Source organism: Actinomadura sp. NEAU-AAG7 (assembly GCF_018603865.1).
Taxonomy (GTDB): Bacteria; Actinomycetota; Actinomycetes; order Streptosporangiales; family Streptosporangiaceae; genus Spirillospora; species Spirillospora litoris.
Genome location: NZ_JAHFZY010000005.1, coordinates 555,718 through 573,275 on the forward strand (window position 1 = coordinate 555,718; position 17,558 = coordinate 573,275).

Sequence of the window (17,558 nt, forward strand, 5' to 3'; positions counted from 1 at the left end):
CTCCAATTCGCTACTTACAAGTGCCATCCTCATTGTTGACCATGCCTTTAGCAATGCCCTTGACTAATTCTTGACTGTTCTGGTTCGATCGCTGTTCGGGCGCCCGGCGGGGCTGCGCTGGGCCGCCGGAGGGTCGGCGGCCCCGTACGCGGCGGCCTGGAGGCCGTACAGCTCGGCGTAGAGGCCGCCGCGCGCCATCAGCGCGGCGTGGTCGCCCTCCTCGATCACCCGGCCGTGCTCCAGGACGTAGATCCGGTCGGCGTAGCGGACGCTCGCCAGCCGGTGCGTGATCAGCAGGACGGTCCGCCCGTCGGTGTGCGCGCGGATCCGCTCGAACAGCAGGTGCTCGGCCCGCGCGTCCAGGGCGGCCGAGGGCTCGTCGCAGATCAGCAGCGGCGCGTCCCGGTAGAAGCCGCGCGCGACCGCGAGCCGCTGCCACTGGCCGCCCGACAGGTCGGCGCCGCCCTGGAACCGGCGGTCCAGCAGCGTGTCGTAGCCGCGCGCCAGCTCCGCCACGACCTCGTCGGCGCCCGAGGCGCGGGCGGCGGCGAGGACGGCGGGGTCCGCCGGGCCGCCGCCGCGTCCCATCGCGATGTTCTCCCGCGCCGTCATCGGCCAGTGCGTGTACTCCTGCGCGATCACGGCGACGCGGTCCCACACCTGCTCGGGGGAGACCCGCGACAGCGGCACGCCGTCCCAGGCGACCTCGCCGCCGTCGGGGTCGTACAGGCCCGCGATGACGCGGGAGAGCGTCGACTTGCCGGAGCCGTTCTCGCCGACCAGCGCCACGACCTCGCCCTTGCGCAGCTCCAGTGAGATCCCCCGCAGGGAGGCGGCGTCCGCGCCCGGATAGGTGAAGGTGACGTCCTCGACCCGGATGCAGGCGAAGTCGTCCGGGAGGACCTCCTCCTCCTCCTCCTTGGCGGCGGACGGCAGCGCGCGGCGCGGGATCCTCGCCTCGGCCGTGTCGCAGAACGTCAGGTAGTCGCCGAAGTACAGGCCCTGCTCGTAGCACTGGTTGACCGCGAAGACCAGGTTGGCCAGCGACGTCTGGCCCGTCCTGATCGCGAGCACGGCCGTGCCCGCCACCGCCAGCGGCACCGCGCCCTTCCACAGCATGAGCCCCAGCGCGACGTAGACGGCGCCGGTCGCGAGGCCCTGGAGCGCGTCCCCGGCGACCTTGGCGACCGTCTGGCGCCGCGCCAGGTCCAGCTCCACGCCGCGCTGGTAGGCGGCGAACCGGTCGTACTCCTCCAGCAGGAACGGCCGCATCGTGAACGAGCGGACCTCGGCCGCGTGCCGCCGCTCGGTCATCAGGTCCGACAGGATCCACTTGCGGCGCCCCACCTCCACCAGCTTCAGCAGCGTCAGGTAGCGCATCCGCGCGCTGCGGACCGACGCCCACCCCTCGGGCAGCGCGGTCAGCAGGAGCAGCGGCAGCAGCAGCGGGTGCAGGACGCCGAGCGTGCCCGCGGCCGCGACCAGCCCGACGGCGCCGGTCAGCACGTCCACCGCGTGCTGGACGACCCTCGGCGCCGCCGTCAGGCCCCGGGTCTCCGCGCGCTTCAACTCGTCCAGGAAGTCGGGGTCGTCCAGCGCGGCGAGCGCCACCATCGTCGTCGCCTCGTACAGCCGCAGCTCCACCAGCCGCTCGACCTGCGGCTCCAGCCGCGCCTGCGACCAGCCCGCGCCCGCCTGCAGCGCCGCCCGCAGCGCCGCCGCGCCCGCGACCAGCGCCAGCGAGGGCAGCGCGTCGCGGACCCGGCCCGGCGTCGGGCCCGCGCTGAACAGCGCCGTGAGCACGCCGGTCGTCGCCAGCAGCCCGAACGCGGTGAAGACGCCGGCGAGGAGGTTGAGGGAGATCGTCACCGCCGTGTCCGCGCGGCTCGCCCGCCAGGCCAGCCGCGCCGCCTGGCCGATCACCGACGGTAGCCGCCGGGCCATGACGCGCATCCCGGTCTCGGCCAGCTCGCCGGTCCTGGAGTACCAGGGATGCGTGGCGAGCTCGGGCAACTCCGGTGCGCCCTTGTCACTCCCGCCTCTCCTGGCGCGTCTCTCACCAGCTCTTTCGCGGCGTTTGTCCGCGCGCTTCCCCATTCGCTCCCGCCCCTCGCCCTCAGGTACCACCCGGCAGGAGAAGTGTGCGACGAGAGGAGGAGGTTGTCCGCCTTTCATGTCACAAAGAGTGGCTATATGGAGGTGTGGACAATCCTGCGCCGGATGGACGCGCGCGCCGCCCGAGTTGTCTAGGGTCTACGGCATGACCGACGGCTGGCCGGAGGGCTGGACCCGCAAGGAGGACGACCGCGTGGCACGCAGCAGGCACGAGTCCGCACCCGCGGACCATCCGCACGCCTACGAGCCCGATCCCTACGCGGACCCGTACTCCGGAGACCAGCTCGCGGGTGGCCGGATCGGCTTCGGCGACGAGCCGCCCGGCGGCTACCGCCGCCGCAGGCGGCGCTGGCCCTACGTGCTCGGCGCGCTGGTCCTGGTCCCGCTGCTGGTGCTCGTCGCCGGGTACTTCTACCTCGACTCGCGGCTCAAGCGCGAGTCCGTGCTCACCGACTACGCGGGCCGGGTCGCCGACACCCCCGGCACCAACTGGCTGGTCGTCGGGTCCGACAGCCGCGAGGGCATGTCCAAGGCCGACCAGCGGCGGCTGCGCACCGGTTTCGCGGCGGGCCGCCGCACCGACTCCATGATGCTGCTGCACTACGGCTCGGGCGGCACGTCGCTGATCAGCCTTCCGCGCGACTCCTACGTCCCGATCCCCGGGCACGGGTCGAACAAGCTGAACGCCGCGTTCGGGTACGGCGGGCCGAAGCTGCTCGTCCAGACGGTGGAGAAGAGCACCGGCATCCACATCGACCACTACGCCGAGATCGGCTTCGGCGGCTTCGTCGGCGTGGTGGACGCCGTCGGCGGCGTGGACATCTGCGTCAAGGAGAAGCTGGACGACCCGAAGGCGGGCCTGAAGCTCAGCCCCGGCTGCCAGACGCTCGACGGCGGCCAGGCGCTCGGCTACGTGCGGACCCGCAAGTTCGCCCGCGCCGACCTGGAGCGCGTCGAGCACCAGCGGCAGTTCTTCGGCGCGCTGATGAAGAAGGCCACCGGCCCCGGGACGCTGCTCAACCCCTTCCGCGGCTGGCCGCTCGCGACGAACGCGACCAAGAACTTCCTCGTGGACGACGGCGACCACCTCTACGACCTTGTCCGGATGATGTGGGCCATGAAGGGCGTCAGCGGCGGGGACGGCGTGACGACCACCGTCCCGATCGGCGGCGTGGGCCGCACGACCGCGGCGGGCTCCTACATCACCTGGGACAAGGCGAGGGCGGCCACGCTGTTCGACGCGCTCAGGTCGGACCGGAAGATCCCCCAGAGCGCGATCACCAAGTGAGCGCGGCCCCGGTTAGAGTCGGGGCATGGCCGAGGTGACGCCGCACGGCGAAGATCTGGACGACCTGCCCACCAAGGAGCTGTACGAGCGGGCCACGGGCCTGGCCCGTGAGCGCCGCGACGTCGGTTTCCTGTGGGATCTGCTGCGCGCGATCCCGGCCGCCGCCGCGGCCACCGGGGAGGTCGGGCGCGCCGAGTTCGACCTCCTGCACGGGCTGTCGCTGCTGGAGGAGTTCACCCACGCGGGCGAGGGCGACCTCGCCGAGGCCCTCCGCCCCTTCTACATCGACTACCTCGCCGGGCCCCGCACCCCCTGACGCACCGGTCCCCGGGACCGCCGTGAAGGGTGGCGCCAAGGGGACATGGACCTGTCTTTGCGTGCCGTTGATCTCTCCGAGGCCGTCCCTGGGAAACACTCTCCGTAGGCATCTGACCGCAGAGGGTGGTTCGAGTGAACAAGAAATACGTGAAGCTGGTGAGCATCGCCTTCGTGGCGTGGTACGTCATCAGCCGGCCCGAAGGGGCGGCGCGCCTGGTCAACGGCGGCCTGGGGAGCCTCGGGAACGCGGCCGAGTCGGTGTCGCGGTTCATGAGCGCGATCCCCAACTAGGACGGCCTTCGCAGACCCCGTGCCCGCGACGGGCGCGGGGTTCTTTCACACCCGGGCAGCAAGCACTGTCGCCGCCGTCACAGTAAAATCCCCCTTTGCGAGCAGACGTGGTTGGGCACAATCGCATCGGGTCATTGTGTCGCTGCGCTACTAGAGGGACGGCGTTACGGATGCTGAAGAAGAACCTCCGCTATGTGGCGATCGCCTTCGTCATCTTCTACTTGCTGAGCTCCCCGGAGGACGCGGCAGGACTGGTGAACAACGCCTTCAGTAAGCTCGGAGACGCCGGCGACCAGCTCTCCTCGTTCGTGAACGGGTTGGGCGACGGCGGCCGGTAGGCCGCGCGCGGTGTGCGGCGGCCGGCGTCCGGCGAGGACGCCGGCCTCGGCGGGCCCGCGGGCATGTCGGACCGGTCTCCTAGGATCGGTCGCATGTCTGTCTACGATGTGGAAATCGGCGGCCTGCAGGGCGGGTCCGCGGACCTCGCGCAATATCGGGGCACGTCCGTGCTCGTCGTCAACGTCGCCTCCAAGTGCGGCCTGACCCCGCAGTACGCCGGGCTGGAGCGGCTCCAGGAGCGCTTCGCCGAGCGGGGCTTCACCGTCCTCGGCGTCCCCTGCAACCAGTTCATGGGCCAGGAGCCCGGCACCCCCGAGGAGATCGCCGAGTTCTGCTCGGCGACCTACGGGGTCACCTTCCCCCTCACGGAGAAGGTCGACGTCAACGGCGAGCAGCGGCATCCCCTCTACCAGGGGCTGGTCGGCACGGCCGACGCCGAGGGGCACACCGGCGACATCCGCTGGAACTTCGAGAAGTTCCTCATCGGCCCGGACGGCGCCGTCGCCGCCCGGTTCGCGCCGCAGGCCGAGCCCGAGTCCGCCGAGGTCGTCACCGCCATCGAGCGGACCCTCCCGGCCTGAACCCCCCGTCGGCGCGCCTCCCGCGCCCTCTGAGCCCCGCGCCCCCCGTGGCGGGCCCCGCGTCCCCGAGCCGTTCGGCGGGCCCTCAGGGGGCGCGGGTGATGTCCCAGTCGAGGGTGGCGGGCAGCGCGCCCTCCAGCATGAGCAGCCAGCGCTTGACCTCGACGCCCGAGCCGCCGCTGTAGCCGCCGATCCCGGTGGCGGCGACCACGCGGTGGCACGGGACGACCAGCGGGATGGGGTTGGAGCCCATCACCTGGCCGATGACCTGCGCGTGGACGCCCGTCCCGCTGCGGTCGCCCAGCTCGCCGTAGGTGAGCGTGCGGCCGTAGGGGACGGTCTCGTACAACGTGGTGAGCACCTGCCGCTGGACGTCGGAGGTCAGCCGCCAGTCGATCGGCAGGTCGAAGCTTTTGAGGTCGCCCGAGAAGTAGTCGGACAGGGCCGACAGCGCGGGCGCGAGCCGGTCCGGGGCGTGCACGACGGGCAGGCCCGCCGCCCGCGCCACGCGCTCGCGGGCGGCGGGGGTGTCGCGGAAGTGCAGCGAGACGATCCCGGTCTCGGTCTCGCCCACGAGCAGGCGGCCGAGCACGGTGTCGGCCGTGCCGAACGCGAGTGTTCCGGTCATGGTGGTGGGCTCCTTCCCAGCGGACAGCCTTCCACGCGGCTATGTCATTTCCGCCGACATGTCGCCTTTCGAGGCGCACGTTGTCGTCTTCCTGCCAACACCGCCGAGCTGCCTGGGGTTGCGCCCCGCGCGCACCCGCCCCGCGCGCACCCGCCCCGCGCGCATCCGTGCCGGGGTCGCCCCTCGCTCAGTCCTGGGGGAGCCGGCCGGGGAAGAGCAGCGCCAGCTCGCGCGGGTAGCCGCCGATCAGCCGCAGCTCGTCGTCGGTCAGCGGGCGTCCCGTCTGCGCGTTGCACAGCTGGACGAGCGCGAACGCCAGGTCCTCGTCCACCGGCTCGACGCCGAGGCCGTCCATCACGTGCCGGAACCCGGCCTTGCCGCCGTACTCGCCGGTGAGCACGACCCGCCCGCGCCGCGCGTGCCGGTCGTCGGGGAAGGGGCCGAGGGTCTCCTCGTCGTACAGCTCGTAGTTGCCGTGGTCCTTCAGCGCGCCGTCCGCGTGGATGCCCGACTCGTGCGCGAACGCGTTCCATCCGATGCCGACCTGGTTGTAGGGGAGGGGCTGGCCGAACGCGTAGCCCGCCCACAGCCCGAACCGGCGCGCCCAGGACAGGTCGATCGGGTCGCCGACGTCGGCGCCGCGCTCCTCCAGCCCGAAACCGTGGCGGAACGCGAGGATCGTCGAGAGCAGGTCCGCGTTGCCCGACCGCTCGCCGATGCCGTTCACGCACGTGTTGATCCACACGTCCTGGCCCGCCTCCAGGCCGCCGAGCGCGCCCGACACGGAGTTGGCGACGGCCATGCCGAGGTCGTTGTGGCAGTGCGTCTCGACCGGCATCCCCACCGCCGCCGCGAGCGCCGCGAAGCGCTCGCGGATCCGGTCGGGGGTGTCGCCGCCGATCGTGTCGCAGTAGCGGACGCGGTCGGCGCCCGCCTCCTTCGCCGCCAGCGCGAACTCGGTGAGGAAGCCGTCGCCGGTGCGCGAGCCGTCCTCGGCGTTGACCCCGACGGTCGCCGCGCCGCCCGCCTTGGCCGCCCGCACCGCCGCGACCATCCCGCGGATGATCGAGTCCCGGTCCAGCCGCCCCCGGAACTTGTTCGCGATCATGTAGTCGGACGTCGAGATGGACAGGTTGTAGTGCGCGAGCCCCGTCCCCCCGGCCCGCACCCCGGCGGCCTTCTCCACGTCCCCCGCGACGCCCCGGCACCACCCGGACAGCCGCAGGTCCCCGAACGCGCCCGCCTCCGCCAGCGCGATCTGCGCCCGGACGTAGGGCGCCTCATGGAACAGGAACGGGAAGCCGATCTCGCTCTGCGCCACCCCCAGCCGGCCCAGGTAGAAGTTGACCATCGTCTTGCCGAACTTGGACAGCCCGGTCCGGGCCGTCTGGACGCCGTCGCGGTTGGTGACGTCGAGGAAGTGGATCTGTGGCATGCCCTCAGATTGACATCGTGATCCATATGTATCAATATTGATCAAAATCAATGTCAACGGAGGGGGCGGGCCGGTGGACGGCTGGATCGACGCCGCGAGCGCCGCCGAACGCCTCGGTGTGAAACCCGCCACGCTCTACGCCTACGTGAGCCGGGGCGTCCTGCGCCGCAGGCACGCGCCGGAGGGCAGGCGCAGCCTGTTCGACGCCGCCCAGGTCGAGGAGCTGGCCCGGCGCGGCAGGCCGCGCCGCCCGCCGGGGCCGGGCGAGCTGGCGATCGAGTCGCGGATCACGGCGCTCGGCGCCGACCGGCCCTACTACCGGGGCCGCGACGCCCTCGACCTCGCGGGGAGCATGACGTTCGAGCAGGTCGCGGCCTGGCTCTGGACGGGGGAGGAGCCGTCCGAGCCGTCCGAGCCGTCCGAGCCGTCCGAGCCGGGCGGGGAGGGCTGGCGGGCCGACGAGGAGGGTGTCGCGGCGGCCGTGGCCGCCCAGTCGGGGCTGCCCGCCGGGATGCTGCCGCTCGACCGCCTCCAGCTGATCGCCGCCGCGCTCGCCGCCACCGACCCGCTGCGCCACCGCCTGGACCCGGACTCCGTCACCACGACCGCCCGGACCCTGGCCGCCGGCCTGGTCGAGGCGCTGCCGCTCGCCGCCCCCGAGCCGCCCGGCACCGAGGGCCCGATCGCGGCGCGGCTGTGGGCGCGGCTGTGCCCGGAGCCGCCGGACCCCGCCCTGCTGCGGGTGTTCGAGGCCGCCATGATCCTGCTCGCCGACCACGAGCTGGCGGCCTCCACGGTGGCGGCGCGGGTGGCCGCCTCCGTCCGCGCCGACCCCTACGCCGTCGTCGTCGCCGGGCTCGGCGTCGCGAGCGGCCCGCTGCACGGCGGCGCGTCCTACGGCGCGGAGCGGCTGCTCGCCGAGGTCGCCGACGCGGCCTCGGCCTCCCGCGCCGTCGGCGAGCGGCTCCGCGCGGGCGAGCGCGTCCCCGGCCTCGGCCACACGGTCTACGCCTCCGGCGACGGCCGCTGCGCGTTCCTGCTCGACCTCGTCCGGGACGCGGCGCCCGGCCACGAGCGCCTCGCCGCCGCCGAGGCCGTCCTCGCGGCGGCGCGGCGGCGGAGGCTGCCCCCGCCCAACGTCGACTTCGTGCTCGCCGTCCTCGGCGCCGTCGCCGGGCTGGCCCCGGGCTCCGGTGAGGCGATCTTCGCGGTCGCGCGCACCGCCGGATGGCTGGCCCACGCGCTGGAGGAGTACGAGGGGTCGAGCCCGCTGCGCCCCCGCGCCGTCTACACCGGCACCCCGGTACGGGCCGCGGAGGGGCGGGGGTACGCTCGGTGACGTGCGACGGTTCCTCACTCCCGGCTGGCTCGGGCTGCACGCGCTGGCGATCGCCCTGTGCGCGTCGTTCCTCGGCTTCGGCTGGTGGCAGTACGACCGCGCGCAGGGCGGCAACGACCGCAGCTGGGCCTACACGTTCGAATGGCCGATCTTCGCGATCTTCGTGATCGTCATGTGGGTCAAGATGATCAGGGACGAGCGCGACGGCGTGGAGCCGCAGGCGCCCCGGGTGATCGAGGAGCCCGCCGAGGCGGCGGTCACGCGCGAGATCATCCGCCGCCAGGAGGAAGAGGACCCCGCCCTCGCCGCCTACAACCGCTACCTCGCGCGGCTGAACTCCGAGTCGCACCGCCGGGACTAGAGGGGTGCCCGCTCGTGCCGGGGGCGGCGGCGGACGTCCCCACCGCTGACGACGGCCCGCGTTCGCGCGGCTTCGGAAAGGTGTGATCTGTGGAAGGCGCGGTGACCAGGTACCGCATCCTGGCCCTGGTGGTCGGGACCCTGCTGGTGCTGCTGGTGGTCGGCATGGTGCTGAAGTACGGCCCGACGGACGAGCCGGGCATGGCGGGCATCGTCGCGCCGGTACACGGCGCGCTCTACGTGGTGTACCTGCTGGCGGCCTACGACCTGTGGCGGCGCACCGGCTGGCCGCTCGGCCGGATGGCGATGATCGTGCTCGGCGGCATCGTCCCGCTGATGACGTTCTTCGTGGAGCGCCGGATCGTCCGCGACGCGCGGGAGTTGACCGGCGCCGCCGCCTGAGGCCGCGAACCGCTGGCCCGGCGGCGTCCCGTGCCCTAATGTTTGACGGAGTCAAACGTTGGAGGCGGATGTGCGGGCGACCCAGGCGGACGTGGCGACGGTCCGTTCGTTCAACCGGTTCTACACCGGGGTGATCGGTGTGCTGGGCGAGGGCCTGATGCGCACGCCCTACTCGCTCACCGAGGCCAGGGTGATCTTCGAGCTGGCGCAGCGGCCCGAGACCGAGGTCCTCGCCCTGCGGCGCGCGCTCGACCTGGACCCGGGCTACCTCAGCCGGATGCTCACCCGCTTCGAGGGCGACGGCCTGCTCGTGCGGGAGCGGTCCGAGCGGGACGCGAGGCGCCAGGTCGTCCGGCTCACCCCGGGCGGGCGGGACGCCTACGCGATGCTGGACGAGCGGTCCGCCGCGGAGATCCGCGACCTGCTCGACCGCCTGCCCGGCGGCTCCCGGCTCCGCCTCCTGGCGGCGATGCGCTCCATCCACGGCATCCTCGGCGAGGACCCGCGCCCGGACGGCCTCGTCCTGCGCGAGCCGCGTCCCGGCGACCTCGGCTGGGTGGTGCAGCGCAACGGCGCCCTCTACGCCGAGGAGTGCGGCTGGGACCGCACCTACGAGGCGCTGGTCGCCGGTGTCGTCGCCGCCTACGTCGAGGACCACGACCCGAGCGCGGAGCGGGCCTGGATCGCCGAGAGCGGGGGCGTTCCGGTGGGGTGCGTGTTCTGCGTCCGCCGCGACGACGAGGTGGCGCAGCTCCGGCTCCTGCACGTCGAACCGGAGGCCCGGGGGAGCGGGGTCGGCGCCGCCCTCGTGGAGGCGTGCACGCGCTTCGCGGCCGAGGCCGGGTACTCCGAGATCATGCTGTGGACGACGGCGCTCCAGCGTCCCGCGCAGCGCCTGTACGCCAGGGCGGGGTTCGTCCTGGAGGACGAGGAGCCCCCGTCGCGGCGGTTCGGCGGCACGATCCACGGCCAGACCTGGCGCAAGAGGCTCTGAACCCGCCGCAAAAAGGACTCGGGGGAAAGGACTCGGGGGAAAGGACTCGGGCCCGCGAAGGCGCGTGCCTTCGCGGGCCCGAGGTCCCGCAGCGATCCCTAACTGCGTGGTCGGCGGCCGGGACGGGGGTCGGACGGAAGTTCCAGCCGCCGGTGTCTCACCGGCCTTGGCGCCGGTGCGGGTAGGTGCTGCGCCTCACCTCCCTCCCTGAGCCGGGCCGGCCTGGAGCCGGGTCGGACGGGGGCGTGACGGGTCCCGTCCGGCGCGCGGACGCCGCGCGGGCGTCCGGTCGAGTGAGGGCCGGGCGGGCGGCGCCGCCGACGGGCGCCGCCGGCCCGGCCATGGGGACCCCGGTGCCGCGGGGGCGGGCGGCGCCGGGACCCGGAGCGGCGGGATGGTGGTCCGGGCGGTGCGGCCGAGAACCCGAGGTGTGCCGTGGTCCGCCGCGGTGGGACGGACGGCGAACGCCCTCGGACGCACCGGCGGGGACCGGTCCGCGGTGAGCACGCGCGGTGATCCTCACTCCGCCCCTCCTTCGCCTGTGGCGGCCTTCGGGACCTGGCGCTTTGCCGGCCGAAGAGCCTGTCGTTCACTGTGTGTCACGATCTCGTTGCGTTAAGTACCCCCGGGTCATGCGCGCGTAAACCGGACGGGGCGCAAAGATTCAAGATCCGCGGCGGACTTTGCCGACCCATTGCCGTCCGCCTCGCGATTCACGACGTGCGGGCGGTGCCCGGGGCCGGCGGGCGGTTGTCGATGAGGCCGGAGATCTCCGCGTTGACGCGCGAGATCCGCGTCCCCCAGTTGGGGCAGCCGCCGAGGTGGTGCAGCGCGATGACCTTGTGCGAGGAGGCGGCCAGCACCGGCGAGCCGGAGTTGCCGCCGGAGGTGTCGCACCGGTAGCCGGTGTTCACCCCGGACTGGACGGTGTCGATCTTGCAGTAGCCGCCGCCGTCGCGGTCCTCGTAGAGCGAGAGGCGCTTGGGCAGGACGTCGCCGTGGCCGGCGATGTAGATGCGCTCCTGGGCGACGGGCTCCCGCGCGTCCAGGTAGAGGGTGCCGAACTTCTGGATCGAGGCGAAGTCGTTCACCGAGAACAGCGCGTAGTCCAGGTCGCGCAGCGGGCTCAGCTTGATCAGCTCCGCCCCGCTCACCTTGGTGCCGGGCCGGGGGTCGTTGCCGCCGCAGGTGGCGCACTGGTAGTCGAACTGGAACTCGCTGGCCCGCAGGTCGGCGGCGCTCTCCATGCAGTGCTGGTTGGTCAGCATGCGGTTGGTGTTGCCGACCCGCCAGGCCGTGCAGTATCCGGCGCCCTTGAGGAGTTGGCGGGCCACCGCGCCCGCGCGGGCGTACTCGGTGGGGTGGCTGGTCTGGTAGCAGCTCACGTCGCGCCGCGCGTCCGGCCCGCACACGCTGAACGTGCCGGGATTCGCCGCGGCCCACTCACCCTGGTCGAAGCCCCTGTAGTAGCTGTCGATACGGGCGCCGAACCCCTGGCGGGTCAGGGCGGCGGCGTTTTGGCGGGGCGCCGCGTGCAGGGTGACCACGGCGGTGTCGCCGTCCACGGACATCGCGGCGAAGCCGGGCCTGCCGTGGACGGTGTGGGCCGAGTCGCCGGGGATCCGCCGGACGGTCGGGTCGCCGTGGTAGGTGTGGACCTCGCGTCCGGCCGGGTCGGCGACGGTCACCCGGTCGCCGGGCACGAGCCGCAACGACGCGAAGTGCACCTTGACGTAGGTCGAGCCGGGTTCGCGGATGACGATCCGCCGGGCGCGCCCGGCGGCGGCGTACCGCAGCTCGGCATCGCTGGCCTTCTCCTCGCCGGCGACGCTCACCCGAGCCGCGGCGGCGGCGGGGGCGGGCGCCGCCGCGGCGACGTCGGGCGACCGTGCCCCGGCCGCCTGTGCGGCGGGGCCCGGCAGAGCGGACGCGGCGGCCGCCAGGGCGGCCGCGATGATCAGGACGCGTGGCCGCAGGGACACGGCGCACCTCCAGGGGGGAGCGGGGGGCACGGCACCGGAACCGTGGCGGCGGTTCAGCCGGTGCCGGATCTCTGGGAGCGCTGGACGGGCGTCCGGCGGCCGGTCGCCGCGTGCCCGGAAGGAGGCCGTGGGGTGTCGCGCCGGAGACCGGGTGTCACGTCCAGCGAGGACGAGATTGTGACATCCAGCCCGATACCGCCATCACTCGCACCTTGGCATAGCCCCCGCCCTATGAGCCGCACGGGCCACACCGCCCCCGGGCGCGGTTCTGATCGCTGAGAGCGAACGTTGTTGAGGAAACAAACTCGTGCTCCGTTTTCTTGAGTGTGTATGACTCAACTTGCTGTTGGGTCCTCAGACACGGACTTGGAGCTGAGCATGAGCGAGACCCTGACGCTGCCGGTGCTGCCCCTGGACGACGGGGCCGTTCTGCCGGGCATGGTGGTGCCCCTCGACCTGTCGGAGAGCGGTGAGGTGCGGGCGGCGATCGAGGCGGCGCGCGCCGTGGCCCGGGCCAAGGGGCCGGGGATCCGGTCGGCGGGCAAGCCGCAGGTGCTGCTGGTGCCCCGGCTCAACGGGCAGTACGCCGGCGTGGGCACGCTGGGCGTGATCGAGCAGGAGGGGCGGCTGCCCGGCGGCGAGCCGGGCGCGGTCGTCCGGGGCGTCTCGCGGGTGCGGATCGGGACCGGGACCACCGGGCCCGGCGCCGCGCTGTGGGTCGAGGGCACCGTGATCGAGACGCCGCCCGCCACCGGGCGCGCGGAGGAGCTGGCCAAGGAGTACAAGGGCCTGGTCAGCGCGATCCTGCAGAAGCGCGGCGCCTGGCAGGTCGTGGACGTGGTGCAGCAGATCGACGACCCCTCCACGCTGGCCGACAACGCCGGGTACGCGCCCTACCTGTCGGACGAGCAGAAGATCGAGGTGCTGGAGACGCCCGACGTGGTCGAGCGGCTGACGCTGGTCATCGGCTGGGCGCGCGACCACCTCGCGGAGCTGGACGTGGCGGAGACGATCCGCAAGGACGTCCAGGAGGGCATGGAGAAGACGCAGCGGGAGTTCCTGCTGCGGCAGCAGCAGGAGGCCATCCGCAAGGAGCTGGCCGAGCTGAACGGCGACCCCGCCGACGAGGAGGACGACTACCGGGCCCGGATCGAGGCCGCCGACCTGCCCGAGAAGGTGCGCGAGGCCGCGCTGAAGGAGGTCGACAAGCTGGAGCGCTCGTCGGACGCCTCCCCGGAGGGCGGCTGGATCCGCACGTGGCTCGACACCGTCCTCGACATCCCGTGGAACGAGCGGACCGAGGACGCCTACGACATCGCGGGCGCCCGGGAGATCCTGGACGCCGACCACGCGGGCCTCGACGACGTCAAGGAGCGCATCGTCGAGTACCTGGCCGTCCGCAAGCGGCGGGCCGACCGGGGGCTCGGCGTCGTCGGGGGCCGCCGGAGCGGCGCGGTGCTCGCGCTGACCGGTCCGCCCGGGGTGGGCAAGACCTCGCTGGGCGAGTCGGTCGCGCGGGCCATGGGGCGGAGGTTCGTCCGGGTCGCGCTGGGCGGCGTCCGCGACGAGGCGGAGATCCGCGGACACCGGCGCACCTACGTCGGGGCCCTGCCTGGACGCATCGTCCGGGCCATCCGCGAGGCGGGCTCGATGAACCCGGTCGTCCTGCTGGACGAGGTCGACAAGGTCGGCGCGGACTACCGGGGCGACCCGACGGCGGCGCTGCTGGAGGTCCTGGACCCCGAGCAGAACCACACGTTCCGCGACCACTACCTGGAGGTCGAGCTCGACCTCAGCGACGTGCTGTTCCTCGCCACCGCGAACGTGGTCGAGGCGATCCCCGGGCCGCTGCTGGACCGCATGGAGCTGGTCCAGCTCGACGGCTACACCGAGGACGAGAAGGTCACGATCGCCCGCGACCACCTGCTGCCGCGCCAGCTCGACAAGGCGGGGCTGGAGGCGTCCGAGGTCGGGTTCGGCGACGACGCGCTGCGGCTGCTGGCGGCCGAGTACACCCGCGAGGCGGGCGTGCGGTCGCTGGACCGCTCGATCGCGCGGGTGCTGCGCAAGGTCGCCGCGAACGTGGCGCTGGAGAAGGCGGAGCTGCCGGTCGCGATCGGCGCGGCCGACCTGAAGGACTACCTCGGCCGCCCCCGGTACACCCCGGAGGTCGAGCTGAGCAGGTCCGAGCGGCGGACGGGCGTGCCCGGCGTCGCGACGGGGCTCGCGGTCACCGGCGCGGGCGGCGACGTCCTCTACATCGAGGCGTCGCTGGCCGACCGGGAGACCGGCGACACCGGCGTGACGCTCACCGGCCAGCTCGGCGACGTCATGAAGGAGTCGGCCCGGATCGCGCTCAGCTACCTGCGCTCGCGCGGCGCGGAGCTGGAGCTGCCGGTCGGCGACCTGAAGGAGCGCGGCGTGCACGTCCACGTGCCCGCCGGCGCGATCCCGAAGGACGGCCCGAGCGCGGGCATCACGATGACGACCGCGCTGGCGTCGCTGCTGTCGGGCCGGCCCGTCCGCTCGGACGTGGCGATGACCGGCGAGGTGTCGCTGACCGGGCGGGTGCTGCCGATCGGCGGGCTGAAGCAGAAGCTGCTGGCGGCCTCCCGGCTCGGCATCACGACCGCGATCGTGCCCAAGCGCAACGAGCCGGACCTGGAGGACGTGCCGGCCGAGGTGCTGGAGAACCTGACGGTCTTCGCCGTCAGCGACGTCCGCGAGGTCCTCGACCTGGCGCTCGAACCGGCCACCACGCCGGTCGCCGTCTGACCGGCGGCAACGCCCGCGGGGGCGGGTGGGACGCCCGTGCCGGAATCATTCCGGCACGGGCGTCCCGCCTTTTCGGACGCCCTTAATGCGGGTCCGGTGCCAAAACAAATGGGGACAACGCGGGTGTGCATACTTCGCGTTGTAACGGGGACCAGTCGTCCGTGGTGGTGAGAATGTGGCAACCGGCGGCATCCGGTGAAAGGTCCCCGTGGTATGTGATCGCTCTACGGGTGGTCGCGGTGACGATCGCCCTCGCCTTTCTCGGCGTGTTCTGCTACTTCGCGTTCCGGCTGACGCTGACGCCCGTTGACGACAATGGGCAGGCCGGGGGCAACACCGATCCCGGCGACTCCCTGCGGTTCTATCTGAACCGCCCGAGCGGGGACGCCGCGCTCCAGATCGGCGGCAACCTCGCGCTGCTGGCGCCGCTCGGCGTCCTGCTGCCCATCGTCTGGGTGAGCCTGCGCGGCCCGATCCGCCTCGCGCTCGTGGCCGGGATGTGCTCCCTGGCGATCGAGACCGTGCAGGGCACCGTGGTGATGGGGCGCGCCTTCGACGTGGACGACGTCATTCTGAATGTCGTCGGCGTCGTCCTCGCCTATCTCCTTCTGGGGCGCCGACTCTCCAAATCGATTCGCGGCGGCTGACGGCGGCCTATGCGGGTCGGCACGGGATCGGGCGGAAGATTCCCGGTTGGCGGTCCACGCGTTCTGCGTAACGGTCGAAAACCGGTAGGACATTGAGAAGGCGGGGCCAGACCTCGGTGTATTCGGCGGTGCCCTGGCCGCGGGCCGTCCGGCCCTACGGGGGGCTCAGGTGGCCGTTCCCGGCCAGCCGCCGCCGGCGCGGGGGCGCGCGAGCGGCGCGTCCGCGGTGGTGACCGGCGCGGACGGCGGGACGAGCACCCCGGCCGCCGAGACGTACACCGCCCGACCACCCTGCGCGACCGCGCCGCCCGCCACGTCGCGCGTCCGGGCCAGGTCCGCGTGGGGACGCGACCCGGCCGGGACGGTCGCGCCGATCGCCGTGGCGGCGTGGACGACCGCGTCGCAGACGCGCGGCGCGGCGGCCGCCGGGCCGGTGTCCGGCATGTCGCCGACGACCGTCTCGATGTCGCTGACCTGGACGTCCACCGCCTGGAGGGTGCGCCCGCCCGCCCCGCGTCCCGGACCGGCGCGCGCGGCCGATGACCGGCCGCGAGCAGCGCGCGGACGGTGTGGGAACCGGCGAACCCCGAGGCGCCGGGGACGGGACCCGGATGCGAAGCAAACCGGTGCTTGGTTGGAGGACGTGACGGACGGTAGGGGTGACCGGCTCAGGCCCAGGGTCTATTTTGAAGATGCCTCAGCCGACGCGCGAGCGCGTCACCCGCTCCCGGGCGAGGCGATGCCGCAGGCGAGCCTCATCCGGGTGGATCGCGAAGCGGTGCCGCGCTCGCCCCAAGACCGGCGACGGCGGGCGCCGCGCGGCCCGCCCCTCGACCGGCCTTGACGACACAGCCGGGATCGACAATGACGCACACCACGACCACTGGACCGACCGCCGGACTCACCATCGGGCTGGCCGGGGCGGGACGCATCGGCGCCCGCCACGCCGCCGCGCTGTGCGAGCTGCCCGAGGTGGGCACGCTCGTCATCGCCGACGTGGACCCCTCCCGGGCCCGCGCCCTGGCGGACCGCCTGTCGCGGGCCCCCGGGGACCCCGTCGCGGACGTCCTCGCGGCGGCGGACGCCGCGTGCGCGCAGGACGTCGGTTCCGCGCGCGCCGCGGCCGGAGAGGTCCGCGTCGTGGCCGTGGACGAGGTCGCGGACCTGTTCTCCGCCGGGCTCGACGGCGTGATCGTCGCGGCGGCCACCGACGCGCACGCCGACCTGGTGGCGGCGGCGCTGGCCGGGCGAATACCCGTGTTCTGCGAGAAGCCTCTCGCGCCCGACCTTGATGGAACGTTCCAGATCGTGGCGGCGGCGGACGCGGCGCGCGTCCCCGTGCAGGTCGGGTTCCAGCGGCGGTTCGACGCGGGGAACGCGGCGGCGCGGGAGGCGCTCGCGTCCGGGCGGCTCGGCTGGCTGCACACCGTGCGCTCGTGCAGCTTCGACCCGGCGCCGCCGCCCGTCGCCTACGTCCCGGCGTCCGGCGGGCTGTTCCGCGACTGCGCGATCCACGACCTCGACCTCATCAGGTTCGTGACGGGCCGGGAGGTGGTGCGGGTGATGGCCTCCGGCGCCAACCGGGGCGACGCGTTCTTCCGCGAGTACGGCGACGTCGACACGGGTTCGGTGCTGCTCGTCCTGGACGACGGGACGCTCGGGCTCGTCTCGGCCACCCGGTACAACGCGGCGGGCTACGACGCCCGGCTGGAGCTGTTCGGCTCCAAGGACAGCATCATCGCGGGCCTGGACGAGCGGACCCCCGTCACCCCGCTGCCCGAGCAGGCCGCGGGCGCGCCCGATCCGGACACCGGCCCGCGCGGCGCCTACTGCGGGTTCATCGAGCGCTTCGCCGACGCCTACGACGCCGAACTGCGGGCCTTCATGGACGTCGTCACCGGCCGCCACGGCAGCCCGTGCCCGCCGGAGGAGGCGCTGGAGGCGTTCTACCTGGCCGAGGCGTGCGAGCTGTCGATGCGGGAGGGACGGATCGTGGAGACCCGCGAGATACGGCGGTGAGCGAAGGGGCGACGCGGCGTCGCCATCTGTGATCGACTCCTTCCG

General features: G+C 73.3%; 17 protein-coding genes. 12 read left to right on the forward strand and 5 right to left on the reverse strand.

Annotation, left to right across the window (positions count from 1 at the left end; genetic code table 11):
• Positions 1 to 63: 63 nt before the first annotated feature.
• Complete coding sequence (locus tag KLI87_RS25270; RefSeq protein ID WP_374225476.1) at positions 64 to 1,953, reverse strand: ABC transporter ATP-binding protein; 1,890 nt, start codon at positions 1,951 to 1,953, stop codon at positions 64 to 66.
• Between the two features lie 307 nt (positions 1,954 to 2,260).
• Here KLI87_RS25270 and KLI87_RS25275 point away from each other — a divergent pair, with 307 nt between their 5' ends.
• From KLI87_RS25275 to KLI87_RS25295, 5 genes are all read left to right on the forward strand, one after another.
• Positions 2,261 to 3,403, forward strand: a complete 1,143-nt coding sequence (locus KLI87_RS25275; RefSeq protein ID WP_214618950.1) for an LCP family protein — start codon at positions 2,261 to 2,263, stop codon at positions 3,401 to 3,403.
• A gap of 25 nt (positions 3,404 to 3,428) precedes the next feature.
• Positions 3,429 to 3,719: a hypothetical protein gene (locus tag KLI87_RS25280; RefSeq protein ID WP_156215374.1), complete on the forward strand. Its 291-nt coding sequence runs from the start codon at positions 3,429 to 3,431 to the stop codon at positions 3,717 to 3,719.
• A 134-nt stretch (positions 3,720 to 3,853) separates the two neighbouring features.
• The gene (locus KLI87_RS25285; RefSeq protein WP_156215375.1) at positions 3,854 to 4,012 is read left to right on the forward strand and encodes a hypothetical protein; all 159 of its coding nucleotides are present in this window, start codon (positions 3,854 to 3,856) and stop codon (positions 4,010 to 4,012) included.
• A gap of 170 nt (positions 4,013 to 4,182) precedes the next feature.
• Positions 4,183 to 4,350, forward strand: a complete 168-nt coding sequence (locus KLI87_RS25290) for a hypothetical protein (protein WP_173390671.1) — start codon at positions 4,183 to 4,185, stop codon at positions 4,348 to 4,350.
• Between the two features lie 93 nt (positions 4,351 to 4,443).
• Entirely contained in the window at positions 4,444 to 4,932 is a 489-nt protein-coding gene (locus tag KLI87_RS25295) for a glutathione peroxidase (protein WP_214618951.1), read from the forward strand.
• Positions 4,933 to 5,017: 85 nt separating this feature from the next.
• Here KLI87_RS25295 and KLI87_RS25300 read toward each other — a convergent pair whose 3' ends face one another.
• Both KLI87_RS25300 and KLI87_RS25305 read right to left on the reverse strand, forming a co-directional pair.
• Entirely contained in the window at positions 5,018 to 5,560 is a 543-nt protein-coding gene (locus tag KLI87_RS25300; protein ID WP_156215377.1) for a methylated-DNA--[protein]-cysteine S-methyltransferase, read from the reverse strand.
• Positions 5,561 to 5,747: 187 nt separating this feature from the next.
• Positions 5,748 to 6,995, reverse strand: a complete 1,248-nt coding sequence (locus KLI87_RS25305; RefSeq protein ID WP_156215378.1) for a hypothetical protein — start codon at positions 6,993 to 6,995, stop codon at positions 5,748 to 5,750.
• 37 nt (positions 6,996 to 7,032) lie between these two features.
• Between KLI87_RS25305 and KLI87_RS25310 the strand changes: the two genes are divergently transcribed.
• From KLI87_RS25310 to KLI87_RS25325, 4 genes are all read left to right on the forward strand, one after another.
• Complete coding sequence (locus KLI87_RS25310) at positions 7,033 to 8,334, forward strand: citrate synthase (protein WP_250904199.1); 1,302 nt, start codon at positions 7,033 to 7,035, stop codon at positions 8,332 to 8,334.
• Position 8,335: 1 nt separating this feature from the next.
• Positions 8,336 to 8,695: a hypothetical protein gene (locus KLI87_RS25315; RefSeq protein ID WP_214618952.1), complete on the forward strand. Its 360-nt coding sequence runs from the start codon at positions 8,336 to 8,338 to the stop codon at positions 8,693 to 8,695.
• A gap of 89 nt (positions 8,696 to 8,784) precedes the next feature.
• Complete coding sequence (locus tag KLI87_RS25320; protein WP_214618953.1) at positions 8,785 to 9,096, forward strand: DUF3817 domain-containing protein; 312 nt, start codon at positions 8,785 to 8,787, stop codon at positions 9,094 to 9,096.
• A gap of 70 nt (positions 9,097 to 9,166) precedes the next feature.
• Positions 9,167 to 10,090 (forward strand): helix-turn-helix domain-containing GNAT family N-acetyltransferase, encoded by a 924-nt coding sequence (locus KLI87_RS25325; protein WP_308166161.1) that lies wholly within the window; start codon positions 9,167 to 9,169, stop codon positions 10,088 to 10,090.
• Between the two features lie 713 nt (positions 10,091 to 10,803).
• Here the strand turns inward: KLI87_RS25325 and KLI87_RS25330 are convergent.
• Complete coding sequence (locus KLI87_RS25330) at positions 10,804 to 12,072, reverse strand: serine protease (RefSeq protein ID WP_214618954.1); 1,269 nt, start codon at positions 12,070 to 12,072, stop codon at positions 10,804 to 10,806.
• Positions 12,073 to 12,450: 378 nt separating this feature from the next.
• On the opposite strand from KLI87_RS25330, the gene lon reads away from it, so the two are divergent.
• Both lon and KLI87_RS25340 read left to right on the forward strand, forming a co-directional pair.
• A complete protein-coding gene (gene lon, locus KLI87_RS25335) occupies positions 12,451 to 14,847 on the forward strand; it encodes an endopeptidase La (protein ID WP_156215379.1) in 2,397 nt (798 codons plus the stop codon).
• Positions 14,848 to 15,086: 239 nt separating this feature from the next.
• Positions 15,087 to 15,494 (forward strand): VanZ family protein, encoded by a 408-nt coding sequence (locus KLI87_RS25340; protein WP_308166162.1) that lies wholly within the window; start codon positions 15,087 to 15,089, stop codon positions 15,492 to 15,494.
• A gap of 165 nt (positions 15,495 to 15,659) precedes the next feature.
• Here KLI87_RS25340 and KLI87_RS25345 read toward each other — a convergent pair whose 3' ends face one another.
• Complete coding sequence (locus KLI87_RS25345; protein WP_214618955.1) at positions 15,660 to 15,980, reverse strand: hypothetical protein; 321 nt, start codon at positions 15,978 to 15,980, stop codon at positions 15,660 to 15,662.
• 378 nt (positions 15,981 to 16,358) lie between these two features.
• On the opposite strand from KLI87_RS25345, the gene KLI87_RS25350 reads away from it, so the two are divergent.
• Entirely contained in the window at positions 16,359 to 17,513 is a 1,155-nt protein-coding gene (locus KLI87_RS25350; RefSeq protein WP_214618956.1) for a Gfo/Idh/MocA family oxidoreductase, read from the forward strand.
• Positions 17,514 to 17,558 lie beyond the last annotated feature (45 nt).

What these genes read in the sequence shown, in the direction of transcription:
- KLI87_RS25280 (WP_156215374.1), top strand. Translation starts at nt 3,429, where the DNA reads ATGGCCGAGGTGACGCCGCACGGCGAAGATCTGGACGACCTGCCCACC.
- KLI87_RS25305 (WP_156215378.1), bottom strand. Translation starts at nt 6,995, where the DNA reads ATGCCACAGATCCACTTCCTCGACGTCACCAACCGCGACGGCGTCCAG.
- KLI87_RS25275 (WP_214618950.1), top strand. Translation starts at nt 2,261, where the DNA reads ATGACCGACGGCTGGCCGGAGGGCTGGACCCGCAAGGAGGACGACCGC.
- KLI87_RS25350 (WP_214618956.1), top strand. Translation starts at nt 16,359, where the DNA reads ATGACGCACACCACGACCACTGGACCGACCGCCGGACTCACCATCGGG.
- KLI87_RS25300 (WP_156215377.1), bottom strand. Translation starts at nt 5,560, where the DNA reads ATGACCGGAACACTCGCGTTCGGCACGGCCGACACCGTGCTCGGCCGC.
- KLI87_RS25270 (WP_374225476.1), bottom strand. Translation starts at nt 1,953, where the DNA reads ATGCGCGTCATGGCCCGGCGGCTACCGTCGGTGATCGGCCAGGCGGCG.
- KLI87_RS25295 (WP_214618951.1), top strand. Translation starts at nt 4,444, where the DNA reads ATGTCTGTCTACGATGTGGAAATCGGCGGCCTGCAGGGCGGGTCCGCG.
- KLI87_RS25290 (WP_173390671.1), top strand. Translation starts at nt 4,183, where the DNA reads ATGCTGAAGAAGAACCTCCGCTATGTGGCGATCGCCTTCGTCATCTTC.
- lon (WP_156215379.1), top strand. Translation starts at nt 12,451, where the DNA reads ATGAGCGAGACCCTGACGCTGCCGGTGCTGCCCCTGGACGACGGGGCC.